Here is a 20,584-nt window from a genome sequence, read left to right as displayed (position 1 = left end):
CCGCCCGCTGCTGGGAGGGAGCTAACCAGATCGGGGCTACCGCGCGCCGATCACCTCGGCCAGCGCCTCGATGCCACGGTCCAGTTCGTCCTGTTCGATCACCAGCGGCGGCGCCAGGCGCAGCGTGTGCCCGTGGGTTTCCTTGCACAGCACGCCGAGCCCGGCCAGTGCCTGCGAGGCCTCGCGCCCGGTCGGGCCGCCGGGCGCGATGTCCACACCCGCCCACAGCCCGCGCCCGCGGACCGCGGACAGCCCGTTGCCGACCAGCTTCGCCAGCCGCTCGTGCAGGTGCGCGCCCAGTTCGGCAGAACGCTGCTGGAACTCGCCGGTGGCCAGCAGCCGGATCACCCCGCGCCCGACCGCGCACGCGAGCGGGTTGCCGCCGAAGGTGGACCCGTGCTCACCGGGACGCAGCACGCCGAGCACGTCACGCGACCCGACCACCGCGGACACCGGCAGAATGCCGCCGCCGAGCGCCTTGCCGAGCGTGTACACGTCGGCACGCACGTTCTCGTGCTCCAGCGCCAGCAGCGTGCCGGTGCGCGCCAAGCCGGACTGGATCTCGTCGGCGATCAGCAGCGTGCCGGTCTCGTCGCACAGCCGCCGCGCCTCGGCGAGGTAACCCTCCGGCGGCACGATCACCCCGGCCTCGCCCTGGATCGGTTCGAGCAGCACGGCCGCGGTGTTCGGGCCGATGGCCGCGCGCAGCGCCTCGGCGTCGCCGTAGGGCACGGTGACGAACCCAGGGGTGAACGGGCCGAAGTCGGCGCGCGCGGTCTCGTCGGTGGAGAAGGAGACGATGGTGGTGGTGCGGCCGTGGAAGTTGGACCCGGCCACCACGATCTGCGCCTGGCCGTCCGGCACGCCCTTGACCTGGTAGGCCCACTTGCGGGCGACCTTGACCGCGGACTCCACCGCCTCGGCGCCGGAGTTCATCGGCAGCACCATCTCGGTGCCGGTCAGCTCGGCCAGCTCCCGGCAGAACGGCCCCAACTGGTCGTGGTGGAAGGCCCGCGAGGTGAGCGTGACCCGGTTCAGCTGCTCGGTGGCCGCGGCGACCAGCGCGGGGTGCCGGTGCCCGAAGTTGAGCGCGGAGTACCCGGCCAGGAAGTCGAGGTACCGCTTGCCTTCGACGTCGGTGACCCAGGCGCCATCGCCTTCGGTGATGACCACGGGCAGGGGGTGGTAGTTGTGCGTGCCCCAGTGCTCGTCGAGGGCCACGTACTCGGCGGCGGAGGTTTCGGCGGCGGAGGTCGTCATGCGATCAGGTTAGGTCCTGCTCGCGGACTCTTCATCCGGAAATCATTGCTTCTGCCCGGCGTTCGTTGCGCAGTTGGCCGCTCTGGACCGCGATTCGTTGTGACCTCGCCGGGTGAGCACCGCTGCGTGCGGGTGATCACTGTTCTAGGGTCGCCGGATGACCGCGCGTGAGGTGTTCCGGGCCGTGAGCGGCGGCCTGCCCGACCCCGGCGACCGGCCGGCCGGGCCCGCCAAGAAGAGCAAGGCGCTCGGCGAGCTGCCCGAGCTCGGGGCCGAACTGGACGAGCTGCAGGAGCGGCTGTTCGCCGAGAGCGACCGCCGCGTGCTGCTGGTGCTGCAGGGCATGGACACCTCCGGCAAGGGCGGCACGGTCCGCCACGTGCTCGGCATGGTCAATCCGCAGGGCGTGCGGTACCAGGCGTTCAAGAAGCCGACCGCGGCCGAACGGCGGCACCACTTCCTCTGGCGGGTCCGCAAGGCGCTCCCTGATCCCGGGCAGATCGGGGTGTTCGACCGCTCGCACTACGAGGACGTGCTGGTGCCGCGCGTGCTCGGGCAGCTCGCCGGGCCGGAGCTCAAGCAGCGGTACCGCGAGATCAACGCCTTCGAACGGGAGCTGGCCGACACCGGCACCACGCTGGTCAAGGTGTTCCTGCACATCTCCCCGGAGGAACAGCTGCGGCGCCTGCGTGCCCGCCTGCTCGACCCGGCCAAGCGCTGGAAGTACACCCCGGCCGACCTCGAAGCCCGCGAGCGCTGGCACGACTACCAGCGCGCCTACCGCGGCGTGCTGCGGCAGACCAGCACCGCCGCCGCGCCGTGGTACGTGGTGCCCGCCGACCGCAAGTGGTACCGGAACTGGGCGGTGGCCACGCTGCTGCTGGAGACCTTGCGCGAGCTGGCGCCGGCCTACCCGGACCCGGGGTACGACGTGGCGGCCCAGCTGGCCGAGCTGGAAGCGGCGAAAGCGGTGCCGTAGCCAACCGCCGGTGGGTCTGACAGAGTTGCTGCCCGTGAGTGACGACGTCTCCTTTCTCCGGAAGCAGGCCCGCACCCAGCGGTTCACCCTGGGCGCGCCCAAGGAGTTCCGGATCTCCCCGGACGGCACCCGCGTGCTGTTCCTGCGCGCCGAGTCCGGGGTCGACCGGCGCACCAGCCTGTGGCACCTCGACCTGGGCACCGGCACCGAGACCAAGGTGGTCGACGCCGCCGTGCTGCTGCCCGGCGAGGAGGACCTGCCGCCGGAGGAGCGGGCCCGCCGCGAACGCAGCCGCGAGACGTCGGCCGGGGTGGTCGGGTACGCCGTCGACGCGGCCTTCCGCCTGGCCACCTTCAGCCTGTCCGGCAAGCTGCACACCGTCGACCTCGGCTCCGGCGAGATCACCACGCTGGTGGACACCGCGGTGATCGACCCGCGTCCCAACCCCGGCGGCACGCACGTGGCCTACGTGCGCGACCGGCGGCTGCGGGTGGCGGACCTGGCCACCGGCGAGGACCGGGTGCTGGTGGACGAGCCGGGCGAGCACATCGCCTGGGGGCTCGCCGAGTTCATCGCGGCCGAGGAGATGGGCCGCGCCCGCGGGTACTGGTGGTCGCCCGGCGGCGACCGGCTGCTGGTGGAGCGCAGCGACAGCAGCGCGGTGCCCCGCTGGACCATCGCCGATCCCGCGCGCCCGGACACCGGCGGGCACACCGTGGCCTACCCGGCCGCCGGATCGGCCAATGTGGACGTTTCGCTGTCGGTCATCGGGCTGGACGGCAGCCGGGTGGACGTCGAGCGCGGGGACTGGGAGTACCTGGCCGCGGTGCACTGGTCGGCGGGCGGCCCGCCGCTGATCGCGGTGCAGCCGCGCGACCAGCGGCGGCTGGAGATCCGCTCGGTGGACACCAGCGACGGCTCGACCTACCTGCTGCACGCGGAAACCGACGAGCACTGGGTCGAGCTGGTGCCCGGTTCGCCGGCGTGGACCAGCGACGGCAGGCTGGTCCGGGTCGGCGTCGCCGACGACACCTACCGCCTGTTCGTGGACAACCACGCGGTCACCGAGCCGGGGCTCCAGGTGCGCTCGGTGCTGCACGCCGGCGACGAGGTGCTGTTCAGCGCCTCGGCCGCGGACCCGACGCAGATCCACGTCTACCGCACCAACGGCGGCCGGGTGGAGCGACTGTCCCTTTCGGACGGTGTGCACATCGGTGCCGGTTCGGCCGCGGTGACCGTGCTGTCCTCGTGGAGCCTGGAGCACAGCGGGCCCGAGGTGACCGTGCTCAGCGACGCGCAGCCGGTGGCGAAGGTGGTTTCGTCCACTGTGGACCCCGGGCTGGAGCCGAACCCGGCCTGGCTGACGCTGGGGGAGCGCGGGCTGCGCGCGGCGCTGCTGCTGCCCACCGGGTACCGCCCCGAGCAGGGCAAGCTACCGGTGCTGCTCGATCCCTACGGCGGTCCGCACGCGCAGCGCGTGCTGCAGAGCCGCAACGCCTTCCTGAACCCGCAGTGGCTGGCGGACCAGGGCTTCGCCGTGCTGATCGCCGACGGCCGCGGCACGCCGGGACGTGGTCCCGCGTGGGAGAAGGAGATCTCGCGCGACCTCGCCGGGGTCACCCTGGCCGACCAGGTGGACGCACTGCTCGCGGCGGCCGCCGACCACCCGGCGCTCGATCTCGGCCGGGTGGGCATCCGCGGCTGGTCGTACGGCGGTTACCTGTCGGCGCTGGCGGTGCTGCGGCGGCCGGACGTGTTCCACGCGGCGGTCGCGGGCGCGCCGGTCACCGACTGGTCGCTGTACGACACGCACTACACCGAGCGCTACCTGGGCACGCCGCAGCAGGATGCCGAGTGCTACGAACGGAACTCGCTGCTCGCCGACGCCGGTGAGCTGCGGCGGGCGCTGCTGCTGGTGCACGGGCTCGCTGACGACAACGTTTTTGTGGCGCACACGCTGAGGTTGTCTTCGGCGCTGCTCGCGGCCGGGCGCCCGCACACCTTCCTGCCGCTGGCCGGTGCGACGCACATGACCCCGCAGGCCGAGGACGTGGCGGAGAACCTGCTCCGCCTCCAGGTCGGCTGGCTGCACCGGGAGCTGAACTCCCATCGAGAGGAGAACAACGCGTGACCAACCGCTGGGGCATCACGATCCCGTTCACCGGGGTGCCGCTCGCCGCGCACCGCGAACTGGTGCAGGAGTTGCCGGACCTCGGCTACACCGACGCCTGGTCCGCCGAAACCGCCGGTACCGACGCGTTCTCGCCACTGCTGCTGGCCTCGCAGTGGGCGCCTTCGCTGCGGCTGGGCACCGCGATCGTGCCGGTGTACACGCGTGGCCCCGGCCTGCTCGCGATGAGCGCGGCGACGCTGGCCGAATGCGCGCCGGGCCGGTTCGTGCTCGGCATCGGCACGTCGTCGCCGGTGATCGTGGAGGGCTGGAACGCCGCCGAGTTCAGCGAGCCGTTCGCGCGGACGCGGGACACGCTGCGCTTCCTGCGTGCCGCGCTGGCGGGGGAGAAGGTGACCGAGAAGTACCCGACGTTCTCGGTCAGCAAGTTCCGGCTGGAGCGCATCCCGGACCCCGCGCCGCCGATCATGCTGGCGGCGCTGCGGCCCGGCATGCTGAAGCTGGCCGCGAAGGAAGCCGACGGCGCCATCACGAACTGGCTCGCGCCCGCGGACGTGCCGAAGGTGCGCGAGGTGCTCGGCCCGGAGCCGGAACTGGCCGCGCGGATCTTCGTCTGCCCCACCGAGGACGCCGAGGCCGCCCGCGGCCTTGGCCGCCTGCTGATCAGCAGTTACCTGACCGTGCCGGTGTACGCGAAGTTCCACGACTGGCTGGGGCGCGAGGAGATCCTGGCCCCGATGCACCAGGCGTGGGCCGCCGGCGACCGGAAGGCGGCGAACGCGGCGATCCCGGACGAGGTGGTCGACGACCTGATCGTGCACGGCAGCCCGGAAGCCTGCCGCGAGCGCGTCCAGTCCTATGTGGACAACGGGCTGACCACACCGGTGATCGCCCTGCTGCCCACCGGCGGCGACCCGTTCGAACAGGTCAGGGCACTGCGCCCGCGCTGACCTCGCTGGGGCCTCACCGCAGGTGGAGGGTGAGCGCGGCGGCGCCGAAACCGGCGACCATCGTCGCCGCCACGTAGCCCACCGCCCGCGGTGCCTGGCCCCGGTTGATCAGCTCGACGGTTTCGAAACCGAAGGTCGAGTACGTGGTGAGCGCCCCGCACAGGCCGACCGCGAGCAGCGCCTGCGCCGCGCCGGTGACCCCGGTGAGCAGGCCGAGCAACGCCGAACCGGCCACGTTCACCGCGAACGTCGCCCACGGGAACGCCGTGCGCGACGCCCAGAGCCGGTGCACGAGATACCGCAGCACCGCACCGGCCGCGCCACCGACGGCAACGAGCAGCGCGGTCATCGCTCGCCCGATCGGGTGAACAGGCGCATTCCGGCCACCACGGCCAGCAGGCAGGCGACCAGCGTGCCGAAGGTGTAAGCCAGCGCGGGCAATGCGTGTCCGGTTTGCCCGGCTTGCAGCGCGTCGAGCACCGCCGTCGAATACGTGGTGTAGCCGCCGAGCACGCCGACACCGAGGAAAGCCCGCCACAACGGGTGGTCGGTTGCCGTGTACAACACGCCGATGAGCAGGCAGCCGGTCACGTTCACGAGCATTGTGGACACCGCGAAACCGCCCGGCGGGTGCGGAAACAGCACGGACAGGCCGAATCGGGCGAGGCTGCCGAGTGCCCCGCCGAGCGTGACCGCGCCCAGCAACCGAACCGGCAAGATCGTCACCTCCGCGGGCGAATCTACCCCGCGGTGGCCCGCGTAGACCGGATGGTGGAACCGCCACGCGCCCGGCCACCCACATGATGAAGCGGGAAGCGGTGGTCCGTACCCTGGTTCAGGGTAGGCAAACCTAAGGAGGACGGGTGGCGAACTCGCGCGGGGAACCGGGTCCGGCACTGGCCGGCGGAACGGCCGGGCACGAACGGCTGGCCGAGCTGATTCCCTTCGCGCTGCGGGGTTTCGCGGCCGGTGCCGCCGAACGCCGCGGACCCGCGCCGGGTGGCGGTCCCGCCGCGGTGGCCGCCGAACTGGCTTCCGCGTTGCCCAGTGGATCGTTGCTGGCCGAGGGCGTCGGCGCAGAGCGCGCGCTGACCGAGCTGAGCGCGCTGCTGGCCGCGGGCTCGGTCGATCCCGCGGATCCTTGGTGTGCCGCGCATCTGCACTGCCCGCCGCTGGCCGTGTCGGTGGCCGCGGACGTGGTGGCCGCCGCGCTCAACCCCTCGATGGACTCGTGGGACCAGGCACCGGTCGCCAGTGAGCTGGAACGCGAGTTCACCGCCGCGCTGGCCCGCGTCTGCTTCCCCGGTGAGGACACCGCACCCGACGCCGTGGTGACCACCGGCGGCACCGAGTCGAACCTGCTCGGCCTGCTGCTCGCGCGTGAGCACGCCCCCGGCCACCGCGTGGTCCCGGTCTGCGGCGCGAACGCGCATCACAGCGTGGCCAGGGCGGCGTGGGTGCTCGGGCTGCCCGCGCCCGTGGTGGTCGCCTGCGACGGCGACCGGCTGCGTCCCGACGCGCTCGCCGAGGCGCTGGACGCGCTCACCGAACCCGCCGTGGTGGTGGCGACCGCGGGCACCACGAACACCGGTGAAATCGATCCGCTGCCCGAAATCGCCGCGCTGTGCCGGGCCGCGGGCGCGCACCTGCACGTCGACGCCGCGTACGGCGGGATGGCGTTGTTCAGCCCGGCGCACGCCGGACTGCTGGCGGGGCTCGCCGAGGCCGACTCGGTCGCGCTGGACATGCACAAGTTCGGCTGGCAGCCGGTCGCGGCCGGGCTGCTGGCCTGCCGCGACGCCAGGATGCTCGGCGCGCTGAACGTGCGCGCGGAGTACCTCAACGCCGACGACGACACCGAAGCCGGGCTGCCGGACCTGCTCGGCCGGTCGATCCGGACCTCCCGGCGGCCGGACGCCTTCCGGATGGCGGTCACCTTCTACGCGCTGGGGCACCGGGAACTGGGCAGGCTGGTGGCGCGCTGCTGCGAAACCGCCACCGAGGTGGCCGAGGACATCGCCGCCGATCCCGGCCTGCACCTGTGGGCCGCGCCCTCACTGTCCACTGTGCTCTTCCGCCCGCGCGTGCCGGACGAGGTGGTGGCGCGGGTCCGCCGCACCCTGCTGGAGGCGGGCACCGCGGTGCTCGGCCGGGCCACCATGCCCACCGGGCCCGGCGGCGCCGAGCAGGTCTGGCTCAAGCTCACCCTGCTCAATCCCGAGGCCACCGCGGCGGACTACCGGCCGCTGCTGGACCTGGTGGTGCGGACGGCGGCGGAGCTGACCGCCGCCGGAGAGGAGCGGGTCCTTTCGTGAACGGCCCGGTGGACCTGGCGGGCGTCGGGATCGGCCCGTTCAACCTGTCGCTGGCCGCACTGGCCGCCGGGGTGCCGGAGCTCGACGCGGTGTTCTTCGAGCGCCGCCCCGGGTTCAGCTGGCATCCCGGGCTGCTCATCGAAGGCACCACGCTGCAGGTGCCGTTCCTGGCCGACCTGGTCTCGCTGGTCGACCCCACCAGCGAACTGTCCTTTCTGAACTACCTGCGGGCGAAGGACCGGCTGTTCCCGTTCTACTTCGCCGAGCGCTTCCACATCCCGCGCGCGGAGTACGACGACTACTGCCGCTGGGTGAGCGAGCGGCTGCCGTCGTGCCGGTTCGGGCGTACGGTGACCGGCGTGCGCTGGGAACCCGCGGAGAACGCGTTCGCGCTCTCCTTCGCCGAAGGTGATCCGGTGCTGGCCCGCAACGTCGTGCTCGGGGTCGGCACCTCGCCGAAGGTCCCGGAAGCGCTGCGCGAACTCGTCGCCGAACCCGGCGCGCTCGCCGTGCATTCGGCGGATTACCTCCAGGCACGCGAAGAACTGCTCGCCGCGCCGTCGGTCACCGTGCTCGGTTCGGGGCAGTCGGGTGCCGAGGTGTTCCTGGACCTGCTGCGTGCCCGGCCGCACGGCCTGCGCTGGCTGAGCCGGACGCGGTCGTTCGCGCCGATGGAGTACTCGAAGCTGGGGCTCGAGCAGTTCACCCCCGACTACACCGCCTACTTCCACGGCCTGGCCGAACCGGTGCGCGACCGGCTCGTCCCGTCGCAGTGGCAGCTGTACAAGGGGATCGACGCCGAAACGATCGCGGCCATCCACGACGAGCTGTACCAGCTGGGCATCGGCGGCCGCTGGCCGGACGTGACGCTCACGCCCGGCGTGGAGGTGGTCGGGGCCGGGCTCGCGGACGACGGCATCGAACTGCGCCTGCGGCACGCCGAACAGGGCAGCAGCGCGACCGTCCACACCGGAGCGGTGGTCGCCGCGACCGGCTACACCGAGACGCTGAGCCCGTACACCGGCGACTGCGAGCGCGACCGCGCCGGGCGCCCGGTGGTCGGCCGCGACTACCGGCTCGCGCTGCCACCCGAGGTGACCGGCTCGCTGTTCGTGCAGAACGCCGAACGCCACACCCACGGCGTCGGTGCCCCCGATCTCGGGCTGGCGGCGTGGCGCTCGGCCCGCATTCTCAACGCGCTCGGCGGGCGTACGGTCTACAGGTTGCCGGAACGCACCGCGTTCACCAAGTTCGGACTGGAGGGCTCGTGACCGAGACCGCGCAGGTTTCCCTGGCCAGCGACGATCCGGCGGACACCGCCGCGGCGTGGCGGGCGGCCGGAGCGCTGATCGTGCACAAGATGCTGGGGGAGTTGTCCTACGAAGGCCTGCTGCGGCCCGAGCCGGCCGACGCGGGCGACTCCGCGGAGTCGGACGACGGCCACCGCGGCTGGGTGCTGAACCTGCCGGGCGCGCGGTACGAGTTCCGCGCGCGCCGCGGTGCGTTCGACGCGTGGACCGTGCAAGCGGGCAGCGCGGTGCGGATCGCCGAGCGCACCGCGCCCGCCGACGATCCGCGGACGCTGGTGGTGGACGCCAAGGAAGCGCTCGGGCTGAGCGGGCTGCGCCTGGCGGACGTGCTGGCCGAGCTGACCGCCACGGTGGCCAACGAAGCCACCCGCCTCGCGGACGCGCCGAGCGCGGCCGTGCTGTCCACTATGGACTACAACCTGGCGGACGGGCACCTGACCGGGCACCCGCGGCTGGTGCTGAACAAGGGCCGTGTCGGCTTCTCGGCCACTGACCGCGAGCGGTACTCGCCGGAGTCGGGGGCGGACGTGGTGCTGCGCTGGTTCGCCGTGCATCGCGAACACGCCCAGTTCCGCTGCATCGGCGAACTGAGCGAGGAACGGCTGCTGGCCGAGGAACTCGACCACGACCTGCGTGCCGACTTCACCGCCCAGATCACCGAGTACGGGGATCCGGCCGACTACCTGCTGGTGCCGGTGCACCCGTGGCAGGCCGACGAGATCGTCGGCACGCTCTACGCCGCCGAGCTGAGCACCGGCGTGCTGATCGACCTCGGGCCGGGGCACGACCACTACCGTCCACACCAGACCGTTCGCACGCTGGCGAACATCGGCAGGCCGGAGCGCCGGGACGTGAAGACGGCCGTGTCGGTGCGCAACACGCTGGTCTACCGCGGGCTCAACTCGGCGGCCACGCTCGCCGGACCGGCGATCACCGCGTGGCTCAAGGAGGTCAGCGCCGCCGATCCGCTGCTCACCGAGCAGTACCGGTTCGAGCTGCTGGGTGAGGTGGCCAGTGTTTCGGTCCGGCACCCGCTGTTCGGCGCGCTGGACGAGCTGCCGTACCGGTTCCACGAAACGCTCGGCGCGCTCTGGCGCGAACCGCTGCGGGAACGCGTCGGCGACGGTGAGCACGCGCTGTCCTTCGCCGCGCTGCCGTATCGCGGGCCGGACGGGGAATCGGTGCTCGCCACGCTCATCCGGCGGTCGGACCTGGGTGCGGAAGCCTGGTGCGCCAAGGTGTTCGACCTGCTGCTGACGCCCTTGCTGCAATGGCTGCTCCGTTACGGCGTGGGGTTCTGCCCGCACGGCCAGAACCTGATCCTGATCGTGGACGAGGACGGCAGGCCACTCCGCGTGGCGATCAAGGATTTCGCGCAGGGCGTGGACCTGCTCGACGAAGAAGTCGACGTGTACGCGCGGCTGGCGCCGGAAGCGGCCGAGGAAATGCTGCGCTGGCCCGCGCACCTGCTCGCGCAGTCGTTGTTCAGCTCAGTGTTCTCCGGCCAGTTCCGGTTCTGGGCGGAACTGCTGCTGGACGAGCTTTCGCTGCCGCGCGCGCGGTTCTGGGAGCTGGTGCGCGAGGTGGTCAACCGGTTCCGCGAGGCCAATCCCGAACTGGCGGCGCGTTTCGACGCGTGCTCGCTGTTCGCGCCGGACGTCGAGCGGGTGACGCTGAACCGCGAACACCTCGCGGGCGAGGGCTTCGACAAGGTCGAGCGGGACGACGAGTTCGACGTGCGGTGGGGCCGGGCGCCGAACCCGTTGCACGGCCCCGATCCCGCGGGCGCGTGGTGAACGGTTCGCCGAGACCGGCCGGGCCGCGCAGCCTGGCCCAGCGGCGCGAAGCCGCGCGCGTGCCGGACGGTCTCGCCGAAGTGCCACGGGTGTTGCTGCTGGTGCCCGATCCGCACGCGCGGTTCGCCGGAGTCGAGCTGGACGGCCGGTTCTTCGCCGACGAGGTGCTGGCGAACGGGTACGGCGTCTGCTCGTATGTGTTCGTCTGGGACGTTCACCGGGATGTGCCGTCTACATTGGACGAGTCGCTGCGCCGGTATGCCGGCCGCTTCGGGGATCTGCGGATGCGACCGGATCTGGCCACGCTGACGCCGGTGCCGGGTGCGCTCGCGGTGGTCTGTGATGTCGAGTGGCCGGACGGCGCGGCCGTGGACATCGCGCCGCGCACGGTGCTCACCCGGCAGCTGGCCGCGCTGGAGGAACGCGGGCTGGTGCCGTCGGTCGGCATCGAACACGAGGTGACCTTCCGCGGCGCCGATGGTGAACCGCTCACCGCGCACCCGGTGGACTACGCACTCGGCGGCACGGAAAACTTGCGGCCGGTGCTCACCACCGCGGCCGAACTCCTGGCGCGGGCCGGGCTCGGTGTCGAGTCGGCGCGTGCCGAATGCCACCCTGGTCAGTACGAGATCGTGCTGCGGCACCGGGACGCGCTCGCGGCCTGCGACGACGCGCTCCTGCAGCAGTTCCTGGTGCGGCGGGCGGCTGCCGAGCACGGCGTGACCGCCGGGTACGCCGCAGCCGAGGGGAACGGCCGCGGCAGCTCCGGCCACGTCCACTTGTCACTGTCCGCTTTGGACGGATCTAGTGTGGACCGTGATCGCCTGAACGCTTTCCTGGCGGGCGTGCTGCGGCACGCCAGGGCGCTGACGCCGATCTGGGCGCCGACCTGGAACAGCTACGTGCGGCTGCGCACGGGGCCGTTCTCGCCGCGGGTGCTGCGCTGGGGGACTGACGACCGGACGGCGGCGGTGCGGGTGGCCGGTGGGGACACCCCGCGCCTGGAGTTCCGGTTCGCCGGCGCCGACGCGCAACCACACCTGGTCCTCGCGGCCCTGCTCGCGGCGGGCATCACCGGTCTCGACGAGAACCTGGCACCGCCGGCCGAGGGCGAGGTGTGCGGCGAGCTGGCAGGCAGCCCGTGGGAGGCACTGGCCGAATGCTCCGAACTGCTCGGCCCTGCGGTGGCCGCGCAGCAGAAGTCGTTGCTGCGCGCGGAAATCGAGGCCGGTCTCGAGTCGGTCAGCGATTGGCAGCGCGAGCGCGCGCGCCTGCGGTCCTGAGCGCGGGCAGCGCGAGGCAGATCAGGAAGGTCAGCGCCAGCAGCAGGTAGCTGTTCCCGGCGAACTGCTGGCCGGTGGTCCACAGCAGTTCCTTGTCGTTGTAGCCGGGCAGTTCGTGGAACGGCGCGAGGGTGAACGCGATCGTGGTGAGCAGCGCGGCGGTGAACCAGCCGATCGCGGCGAGTGAGTTTTCGGTCAGTCGGCGCACCACGTAGGCGAGCATCACCACCAGCGCGGGCACCACCCACACCCAGTGGTGCGACCAGGAGGTCGGGGAGATGACCAGCGCGAGCGCGGCGTTGGCCAGCAGGGCCGGTGCCGGGTCAGCGCGCCGCATCGCCACGATCGTCACGCCGAGCACGAGCAGGCCGAGCACGATCCACCACACCGTGACGTCGGCGGGGGAGAGGCCGAACCGCGCCAGCGCGGCTTCGATCGCCTGGTTGGTGCGGAACGGTGAGCCGCTGACCTCGGCGAGGCCCTCGGAACCGCCGGTCCAGAACTTCACCGACCCGGCGAAGTCGACGGCGAACCCGGCGACGGTGGCGACGGCGCCGGTCACCGCGGCCACGATCGCCGCCCGGTAGTCCTTGCGCAGCAGGAAGTAGAGGACAAAGGCGGCGGGCGTGAGCTTGATCGCCGCGGCGATGCCGACGCCGATCCCGCGTGGCCACCAGGTTTTCGGCGCCAGGCAATCGACCGCGACCAGGCCCATCAGCAGCAGGTTGACCTGGCCGAAGGAGAAGGTGTCGCTGACCGGTTCGAGGAAAACCGACAACGGCGTGGTCGCGGCGGCGATCATGATCGCGCCACGGGGGCCGCCCGCGGGCCACACGTGCCTGCCCACGACGTAGACCGTGGCCGCGATCGCGGCGAAGTTGGCCAGCACCAGGAGGGTGTTCGCGGTAACCCACGGCAGCGCGGCGAACGGCAGCAACGCCAGCAACGCGAACGGCGGGTAGATGAACGGCAGCGGATTGCCGATCTGCGTTTCGGGCATCACGCCGTACAGGTCGCCATCGGCTCGCCACGCGTTGTAGCCGTTGCGGTAGACCTCGAGATCGATCTGCCAGGAACCGGCGCTCTCGACCAGCGGCCACAACGTGAACCAGGCCCCGGCCAGGCCGAGCACGAGCACCACCCAGAAAAACCGCAGCGCGACCGGCTTCGGTGCCTCGTTTGCCAACGTCTCCCCCGCCCACGACCAAAGTGCGCGCCCAGTGTAGGCGGCTTCGACCGTGGCCCGATTCGCGGGAGCCAGCCCCTCCCCACGCCCCAAGCGCCGCTTCGAGCAGCCCTGTTGACGCCGCGACGCTACACCCCCGCCCATCCCTTGGGTGCCTGTGGATGGGGGAGCGGGTCGGGTTGGCTGTTGGGGTTGGCGTGGGAGCGGTTGGGTTGGGTGGCGGGGCGTCGTCGGCTTCGGGATGGTTTTGGCTGCGCGGTCGGCGAAGGCGGCGCTGCGGGCCGGTGGCAGGAAGGCGGCTCTGCGCGGTGGGGGCAGGAAGGCGGCTGTGGGTAGCGGCGTCACGAAAGCCACATTCGGGACGCCAGACGTCTCGAAAGCCACATTCGTGACACACCAGCCCCCGTCAGGCCCGTTGCGGTGAGCGGTGTGTGCGGCGGTAGGCCGAGGGCGGCGTGTCGTAGTGGTCGACGAAGGCTTGGCGCAGGGATTCGGTGGAGCCGAAACCGCACCGCCGGGCCACGGCGGTCAGGGGCAGGTCGGTGGTGCTGAGCAGTTGCGCCGCCGCCTCGGTGCGGACCTGGCGCACGTGCTTGCCCGGCGTGGTGCCGAGGTGTGTGTCGAACAGCCGCGTGAGCTGGCGTGTGCTCAGCCCCGCCCGCGCCGCCAGGGCCGGGGTACCGAGGTCGGCGTCCAGGTGGCTGGCGATGTGGCCGGTCAGGTCGCGCACCAGCGCGTGCTCCGGCGCCGGCGCGGTGAGGAACATGCTGACCTGCGCCTGGTTGCCCGGCCGCTGCAGGTAGGTGACCAGGTACCGGGCGATCTGCCGGGACATCGCCGGGCCGTGGTCGGCCTCGACCAGCGCCAGCGCGAGGTCGAGGCCGCTGGTCACCCCGGCGGAGGTGTAGACGTTGCCGTCGCACACATAGAGCGGCGCCGGATCGACGTCGACCTCGGGGTGCCGCCTGGCCAGCCGGGGCGCGTCGGCCCAGTGGGTGGTGCAGCGGCGGCCGGTCAGCACCCCGGCCGCGGCGAGCACGGTGGCGCCGGTGCAGACCGACGCCACCCGGCGGCTGGCCGCGGCGAGCCGCCGGACGTGCGCGATCATCCGCCCGTCCTCGGCGGCCTCCAGGTGCCCGAGCCCACCGGCCACCAGCAGCGTGTCGATCGGCCCGGTGACCTGGTCGAGTCGCACCTGCGGACTGAGCGAAAGCCCGGACTGGCAGCGGATCGGCCTGCCGTCCAGCCCGGCCAGCCGGATCTCGTAGGCGGGCTCGGCCTTCAGCCGGTTCGCCGCGTCGAACACGTCCGACGGGCACGCGATGTCGAGCAGCTCGGCCTCGGAAAAGGCCACGATGACGACCTGCCTGCCCGCCTTCACGGCCGGCGATCCCGGAAGGTGCGGCGCAGGTCGCTCACCCAGGCCCCGGGGTTCTCCCACGGGATGAAGTGGCCGCCGTGGTCGTGGGCGGTGACGTTGACGTGGTTGAACCAAGCGGCCTGCGGGCCGGTTTTGAACGCCTGGACGCGCTCCTCGGCGGTGTGGACGCCGGGCGGGTTCTCGTAGGTGACGAAGGTGAGCCCGGCCGGTGCCTCCACGACCGGGGTGCGGTCGTGGGCGGGGGTCCAGGGATAGCGGTTGGCGTTGGCGTAGTAGCGCATCGAGGTGGCGATGGAGTTGTTCACCCAGTAGATCGTGGCGTGGGTGAGCAGGTCGTCCTTGGTGAACACGGACTCGACGTCACCGCCGTTGTCGCTCCACGCGGCCCACCGCTCCAGCAGCCAGGCGAGCAGCCCCGCCGGCGAGTCGCTCAGCCCGTGGGCCAGCGTGGCGCCGTCGAGCATGTGCACGGCGAGGTGGGACGCCGAGCGGTGGTCCAGCTCGATCACGCGGGCGCGGACGTCGGCGGGCTGGTCGCCGGTGAGCGGACGGCCGCGGGCGAAGTCCCAGGCACGCGGGCCGGTGAAGAAGTCGAGCGGCAGGCCGGAGCCGATGTGGGTGCCGTACAGGTGGTCCGCGTACTTGTGGCCGAGCTGGCTCGAGACGATCCCGCCGATGTCGCAGCCCCCGGCGGCGTACTTCGCATAGCCCAGGGTTCCGGTCATCAGGGTGTGCCAGAGGTCGGCGACCTTCCAGAAGTTGACCTCCGGAAAACCGGTGAGCGGGCCGGGGAAGCCGAAGCCGGGCAGGGACGGCACGATGACGTCGAAGGCGTCCGCGGGGTCACCGCCGGAGGCGGCCGGGTCGGCGAGCGGATCGATCACCTTCGACCAGTGCCAGAACGTCCACGGCCAGCCGTGGGTGAGGATCAGCGGGATCGGGCGCGGGCCGCGGCCGGGCTTGCGCAGGAAGTGCACCGGCACACCGTCGACGCTGACCCGGTAGTGCTCGTAGGCGTTGATGGCGGCCTCGGCTTCGCGCCAGTCGTAGCCGTCCCGCCAGTACGCGACCAGCTCGCGGAGATAGCTGTCCGGGACGCCGTAGGACCAGTCCTCGTTCCCCTCGTCCAGCGGCGGCCGGGTCAGTGCGAGCCGGGTGCGCAGGTCGCCGAGCACCTCGTCGGGCACCCTGATCGGCGTGGGCGTCAGGGAAAAGCCGGTCATGGCCCGACGATAGCAGCGGATGTCTTACCGACACGGATCGCAGGAATACGGACATCGGCGGCCAGTGCCACCGCCGATGTGTCCATGGTGGACGGCATGACAAAAACGATCGCTTGCGTGCTGTACCCGGGGCTGACCGCGCTCGACCTGGTGGGGCCGCTGCAGGTGTTCAGCGTGCTGGCCGGGGTCTCCCCGGACTACCGGGTGGCCGTGGTCGGCCAGGACCGCGAGGTGGTGGACACGGACACCCCGCTCGGCCTGCGCCCCAGCCACACCTTCGACGAAGTGCCGTCGCCCGCCATCGTGGTGGTGCCGGGCGGTGGCGCGCCGACCTGGCGGGCGGCCACCGACGAGCGGCTGCTGGCCTACCTGCGGCAGGCGGCCGAGACCGCGGACGTGGTCGCGTCGGTGTGCACCGGCTCGCTGATCCTCGGCGCCGCCGGGCTGCTCGAGGGCCGCAAGGCGAACACGCACTGGAGTCACCGCGAGTTCCTGGCGGAGTTCGGCGCCGAACCGGTCGCCGAGCGCTGGGTGGAGGACGGCAAGTTCCTCACCGCGGCCGGCGTGGCCGCCGGGATCGACATGGCGCTGCACCTGGTGGCGCGGCTGGCGGGCGAAGAGGTCGCGCGTGGTGTGCAGTTCGGCATCGAGTACGACCCCGAACCACCGCAGGGCCCATTGGACTGGACCAAGGCACCGCACGAGCTGTTCGCCGCCTGGACCGCGGCCGGAATGCGCGAAGGCCTCGCCGGAACGCCTCTGGCCGAACGCTTCCTCCGGGAGTAAGGTCTAGACCATCCCGCCGCCGCAGGGATTCGAAGGGAACTGTGCCATGCCTTCACACGCTCCCCGGCGGCGGTGGGCCGCGGCGGGCCTCGCCGTCGCCACGGTCGCGACCGGGCTTTCCGTTGCCGTCGCGGCAGCCGACACGCTGGAAGCCGCGGCGTTGCCGGACGGGTTCCGCAGCGTCGGTTATATGCCGTCGTGGTCCGGGAACGTCAACAGCATCCAGTACGGCAAGCTGACCCACATCAACTACGCCTTCGTACTGCCGAATTCCAACGGCAGCCTGCAGGCCGTACCCGATCCCGGCAAGCTGCAATCGCTGGTTTCGCAGGGACACGGCAACGGCGTCAAGGTTTCGCTGGCCATCGGCGGCTGGAACAACGGCGACGACTCGGCCTTCGAGGCGCTGGCCGCGAACCCCGGCAGCCGGACCACGTTCGTCAACAGCGTGGTCAACGTGGTGAACCAGTACCACCTCGACGGCGTCGACATCGACTGGGAGTACCCCGACCCCGGCACCTCCGGCAACAACTTCACCGCGCTGATGCAGCAGCTCAGCACGGCGATGCACAGCCGGGGCAAGCTGCTCACCGCGGCCGTGGTTTCCGGTGGCAACACCGCGAACGGCGTGCAGCCCGCGGTGTTCGGCCTGGTCGACTGGCTCAACATCATGGCCTACGACGGCGGCAGCCCGCACGCGAACTACGACTGGTCGATCGCTTCGGCGAACGAGTGGAAGGCCCGCGGGCTGCCCGCCGCGAAAACCGTGCTGGGCGTGCCGTTCTACAGCAGGCCCGGGTACCTGACCTACGCGCAGCTGGTGGCGATGGACCCGGCGAACGCCAACCGCGACTGCGTCACCGTCAACGGCGCGCAGCAGTGCTACAACGGCATTCCCACGATCAAGCGGAAAACCCAGTGGGCGGTGGCGCACGCGGGCGGCATGATGAACTGGGAGCTGTCGCAGGACACCACCGGCAGCACCTCGCTGGTGAGCGCGATCTACGAAGCCGCGTCGGGCGGCGGCCAGGCCGGCCGGATCACCGGATACGGCGGCAAATGCGTCGACGTGGCGGGTGCGGCGACCGCGAACGGAACGGCCGTTCAGCTGTGGACCTGCAACGGCACCGCGGCGCAGCGGTGGACCTCGACCGGCGGAACCCTGCGCGCGCTGGGGAAGTGCCTGGACGTGACCAGCGCGGGCACCGCGAACGGCACGCCGGTGCAGCTGTGGGAGTGCAACGGCACCGGCGCCCAGACGTGGACGGCCACCGGCGGCGCCCTGCGCAACCCGGCTTCGGGCCGCTGCCTGGACGCCACCGGCCCGAGTTCGGCTGACGGCACGCGCCTGCAGATCTGGGACTGCGCGTGGTCCGGTAACCAGCTCTGGCAGCTCCCGGCCTGATCCGCCGACGCCTGCTCCAGAACACGAATGTGGCTTTCGGGGCGTTTTCTGCTCCGAAAGCCACATTCGTGTCCGCGCCGCCGCCCGTAGCCCGAATGGTGGTGTGCAATTAACCATCCATGCTGGTTCGATTCACGGCACCGCCGCCGGATGTCATCGGTCACTGCAAAAGGAGCAGTCCATGTCCCTGCGCCGCCGTATCGCCGCGGCCACCTCCGTGGTCGCCCTAGCCGGTCTGCTCGCCCCGGCCGCCGTCGCCGAGGTGGAACCACTGGCCATCAAACAGGTCGCCAGTGGTCTGAACCAGGCCTGGGCGGTCGACTTCCTGCCCGACGGCACCCCGCTGTTCACCCAGCGCAACGCCAAGTCCATCAGCAAGCTCACCGACGGCACGGTGGTGCCGGTCCAGACCATTGACGACGCGGTGGTCACCGCCGAGGGCGGGCTGCTCGGCCTGGCCGTTTCCCCGGACTACGCCACCGACCAGACCGTGTTCATCTACTACACCTCCAGGTCCGACAACCGGATCGCGAAGCTCACCCTCGGCGGCGAGCCCACGCCGATCGTCACCGGCATCCCGCGCGGCAGCCAGTACCACCACGGCGGCCGCCTGCGGTTCGGCCCGGACGGCTTCCTCTACGCGGGCACCGGCGACGGCCAGGTCGCCGACAACGCGCAGAACGACGCGTCGCTCGGCGGCAAGGTGCTGCGCGTGGACACCGACGGCAACGCCGCGCCCGGCAATCCCGGCGGGCACAAGTGGATTTCCAAGGGCCACCGCAACGTCCAGGGCGTCACCTGGGCCGGCGACGACCTCTACATCGCCGACATCGGGCCGAGCGACGTCGACGAGCTGAACAAGATCGAGCCCGGCGGCAACTACGGCTGGCCGACCTGCTCCGGCCCCTGCAACAACCCGGCTTTCAAGAACCCGGTGAAGACCTGGCCGACCTCGACGGCCACGCCGAGCGGGCTGGCTTACTACCAGGGCAGCTTGTACATGGCCTCGCTCAAGGGCGGCACGTTCAAGCTGACCACCTCGGGTGAGGGCGGCAAGATCTACACCGAGCTGGGCCGCACGCGCGACGAGGTCGCCGGGCCGGACGGGCAGTTGTGGGTGGTCACGCCGAGCGGGATCTACACCGCCGACGGTTCCTGACCCACCGCTTCCGGCGGACGTGCGACACTGTTCCGCCGTGAAGCCGTCTTCCCGTGACCCCGAACGGCCGTACGAGGAACTGTCCAACCGCGCGATCCGCTGGGCCGCGCTGGCGCTGGTCGTGCTGGGCGCCGGACTGGCCGCGGTGCTGCTCGTCGCGTTCGGCGACGGGCAGCACGCCGGCCAGCTGAACGCGATCCGCACCGCGGGCGCGATCGTGCTCGGCACCGGCGGCGCGGCGGCGCTGTGGCTGGCGGCCCGGCGTCAGCGCACGAGCGAGATCGCGCTGAACCAGAAGCACATCGACCAGCAGGCCGCCGACCGCGCCTTCGAGTTCCAGCTCCAGGTCAACGAGCAGAACCGGCAGCACATGGAACGCGTCGCCGCGGCCACCGAGCACGACGCGGAAGCCCGCCGCATCACCGAGCTGTACAGCACCTCGGTCGAGCAGCTCGGCTCCGACAAGGCGCCGGTCCGCCTCGGCGGCCTCTACGCGCTCGAACGGCTGGCGCAGGACAATCCCGGGCAGCGGCAGACCATTGTGAACGTGCTGTGTGCGTATCTCCGGATGCCGTTCGATACCCGCGAAGCGCAGGAACGCGAGGTCCGGACGACCGCGCAGCGCATTCTCGCCAAGCACCTCGAACGGAATGGGGCCGAATCCTGGGGCAGGCTCGATGTGGACCTCACCGGCGCGCACCTCATCGACTTCACCCTCATCCACGCCGACCTCGGGCGCGCGTGGTTCGAGCGCGCCGAGTTCGAGGGAACGGCGGATTTCCTCGGCACCGGTTTTGGTGATGCGCTCTTCGATGAAGTGGCTTTCTCCGGTGAAGCCGTTTTCGACCTCGCCGAGTTCGGTGCGCGCACGGAATTCCGGCAGGTGCGCTTCGCCGGTGCGGCCCGGTTCTCGGAGGCGCGGTTCCCCGACGAGGCCGACTTCCACGACGCGAAGTTCGAATCGGAGGCGGTGTTCCGGTCCGCCGTTTTCGGCGCGGGCCGCTTCGACGGCACGACCTTCTATCGTGGTGCCGTGTTCGACCAGGCGGCCTTCGGGGCTCCGGCGTTCTTCCGCCGAGCCGAATTCAAGGGTGACGCGGGTTTCCACGGCGCACGCTTCGAGCAGGGCGCGGTGTTCGACGGGGCGCAGTTCACCGATGACGCCCGGTTCCAGGAGTCGGCCTTCACCGGCGACGCCACGTTCGACGGCGTGGACTTTGCGGGCGTCGCCTCGTTCAGCCGGGGCTTGTTCGCCGGGAACTTGCAGGTGAAGGGCGCGCGGTTCGGCCGGAGCGCCCGATTCCACGACGTGGGCTTCGAGGGCGCGGTCGAGGTCACGGGCACCGAATTCGCCCGCGGAATGCCGGATGAACTGACCGAACGGGCCACCGGCCCGCTACCGTGAGAACGCCATCGTCAT

The 20,584-nt window shown here is 71.6% G+C and carries 17 protein-coding genes; 11 read left to right on the top strand and 6 right to left on the bottom strand.

Features of this window, described 5'->3' with window-relative positions:
* Positions 1-36 precede the first annotated feature (36 nt).
* Positions 37-1,260 (bottom strand): ornithine--oxo-acid transaminase, encoded by a 1,224-nt coding sequence (rocD, locus tag A4R43_RS13755; RefSeq protein WP_113692699.1) that lies wholly within the window; start codon positions 1,258-1,260, stop codon positions 37-39.
* A gap of 157 nt (positions 1,261-1,417) precedes the next feature.
* Between rocD and A4R43_RS13750 the strand changes: the two genes are divergently transcribed.
* The 3 genes from A4R43_RS13750 to A4R43_RS13740 are packed head-to-tail and all read left to right on the top strand — an operon-like array spanning position 1,418 to position 5,320.
* Positions 1,418-2,239 (top strand): PPK2 family polyphosphate kinase, encoded by an 822-nt coding sequence (locus tag A4R43_RS13750; RefSeq protein WP_113692698.1) that lies wholly within the window; start codon positions 1,418-1,420, stop codon positions 2,237-2,239.
* Positions 2,240-2,273: 34 nt separating this feature from the next.
* Positions 2,274-4,370 carry a S9 family peptidase gene (locus tag A4R43_RS13745; protein ID WP_113697572.1) on the top strand — a complete coding sequence of 699 codons (2,097 nt, stop codon included), beginning with the start codon at positions 2,274-2,276 and terminating at the stop codon, positions 4,368-4,370.
* On the top strand, positions 4,367-5,320 hold the full coding sequence (locus A4R43_RS13740; protein WP_113692697.1) for an LLM class F420-dependent oxidoreductase: 954 nt from the start codon (positions 4,367-4,369) through the stop codon (positions 5,318-5,320). Before A4R43_RS13745 ends, A4R43_RS13740 begins: the two co-directional genes overlap by 4 nt.
* Positions 5,321-5,333: 13 nt before the next feature.
* Here A4R43_RS13740 and A4R43_RS13735 read toward each other — a convergent pair whose 3' ends face one another.
* On the bottom strand, positions 5,334-5,669 hold the full coding sequence (locus A4R43_RS13735) for a fluoride efflux transporter FluC (protein WP_113692696.1): 336 nt from the start codon (positions 5,667-5,669) through the stop codon (positions 5,334-5,336).
* Positions 5,666-6,037 carry a fluoride efflux transporter FluC gene (locus A4R43_RS13730; RefSeq protein WP_236808981.1) on the bottom strand — a complete coding sequence of 124 codons (372 nt, stop codon included), beginning with the start codon at positions 6,035-6,037 and terminating at the stop codon, positions 5,666-5,668. Before A4R43_RS13730 ends, A4R43_RS13735 begins: the two co-directional genes overlap by 4 nt.
* Positions 6,038-6,183: 146 nt before the next feature.
* Here A4R43_RS13730 and A4R43_RS13725 point away from each other — a divergent pair, with 146 nt between their 5' ends.
* The 4 genes from A4R43_RS13725 to A4R43_RS13710 all read left to right on the top strand — a co-directional run bounded on the left by A4R43_RS13725 (position 6,184) and on the right by A4R43_RS13710 (position 12,024).
* Positions 6,184-7,635: a pyridoxal phosphate-dependent decarboxylase family protein gene (locus tag A4R43_RS13725; protein WP_236808979.1), complete on the top strand. Its 1,452-nt coding sequence runs from the start codon at positions 6,184-6,186 to the stop codon at positions 7,633-7,635.
* Positions 7,632-8,906: a lysine N(6)-hydroxylase/L-ornithine N(5)-oxygenase family protein gene (locus tag A4R43_RS13720; protein WP_113692695.1), complete on the top strand. Its 1,275-nt coding sequence runs from the start codon at positions 7,632-7,634 to the stop codon at positions 8,904-8,906. The genes A4R43_RS13725 and A4R43_RS13720 overlap by 4 nt, the downstream gene beginning before the upstream one ends.
* 89 nt (positions 8,907-8,995) lie before the next feature.
* Entirely contained in the window at positions 8,996-10,741 is a 1,746-nt protein-coding gene (locus tag A4R43_RS13715) for an IucA/IucC family protein (RefSeq protein ID WP_113697568.1), read from the top strand.
* Complete coding sequence (locus A4R43_RS13710) at positions 10,738-12,024, top strand: type I glutamate--ammonia ligase (protein ID WP_418190846.1); 1,287 nt, start codon at positions 10,738-10,740, stop codon at positions 12,022-12,024. The genes A4R43_RS13715 and A4R43_RS13710 overlap by 4 nt, the downstream gene beginning before the upstream one ends.
* On the opposite strand, the gene A4R43_RS13705 is transcribed toward A4R43_RS13710, so the two are convergent.
* From A4R43_RS13705 to A4R43_RS13695, 3 genes are all read right to left on the bottom strand, one after another.
* Positions 11,984-13,210: a glycosyltransferase 87 family protein gene (locus tag A4R43_RS13705; RefSeq protein WP_113692694.1), complete on the bottom strand. Its 1,227-nt coding sequence runs from the start codon at positions 13,208-13,210 to the stop codon at positions 11,984-11,986. The genes A4R43_RS13710 and A4R43_RS13705 overlap by 41 nt on opposite strands.
* 406 nt (positions 13,211-13,616) lie before the next feature.
* Complete coding sequence (locus A4R43_RS13700; RefSeq protein ID WP_236808978.1) at positions 13,617-14,564, bottom strand: GlxA family transcriptional regulator; 948 nt, start codon at positions 14,562-14,564, stop codon at positions 13,617-13,619.
* A 23-nt stretch (positions 14,565-14,587) separates the two neighbouring features.
* A complete protein-coding gene (locus A4R43_RS13695) occupies positions 14,588-15,814 on the bottom strand; it encodes an epoxide hydrolase family protein (protein WP_113692693.1) in 1,227 nt (408 codons plus the stop codon).
* A 96-nt stretch (positions 15,815-15,910) separates the two neighbouring features.
* Here A4R43_RS13695 and A4R43_RS13690 point away from each other — a divergent pair, with 96 nt between their 5' ends.
* The 4 genes from A4R43_RS13690 (at position 15,911) to A4R43_RS13675 (ending at position 20,569) form a co-directional block, all read left to right on the top strand.
* A complete protein-coding gene (locus A4R43_RS13690) occupies positions 15,911-16,600 on the top strand; it encodes a DJ-1/PfpI family protein (RefSeq protein WP_418190820.1) in 690 nt (229 codons plus the stop codon).
* Positions 16,601-16,646: 46 nt separating this feature from the next.
* Positions 16,647-18,005, top strand: coding sequence for a glycosyl hydrolase family 18 protein (locus A4R43_RS13685; protein WP_113692692.1), 1,359 nt, complete (start codon positions 16,647-16,649; stop codon positions 18,003-18,005).
* Positions 18,006-18,186: 181 nt separating this feature from the next.
* Complete coding sequence (locus A4R43_RS13680; protein WP_113692691.1) at positions 18,187-19,164, top strand: PQQ-dependent sugar dehydrogenase; 978 nt, start codon at positions 18,187-18,189, stop codon at positions 19,162-19,164.
* A gap of 37 nt (positions 19,165-19,201) precedes the next feature.
* The gene (locus A4R43_RS13675; RefSeq protein WP_113692690.1) at positions 19,202-20,569 is read left to right on the top strand and encodes a pentapeptide repeat-containing protein; all 1,368 of its coding nucleotides are present in this window, start codon (positions 19,202-19,204) and stop codon (positions 20,567-20,569) included.
* Positions 20,570-20,584: the final 15 nt, after the last annotated feature.

This window comes from Amycolatopsis albispora, from assembly GCF_003312875.1.
Taxonomy (GTDB): domain Bacteria; phylum Actinomycetota; class Actinomycetes; order Mycobacteriales; family Pseudonocardiaceae; genus Amycolatopsis; species Amycolatopsis albispora.
This window is presented reverse-complemented; position numbering and strand designations above follow the sequence as displayed.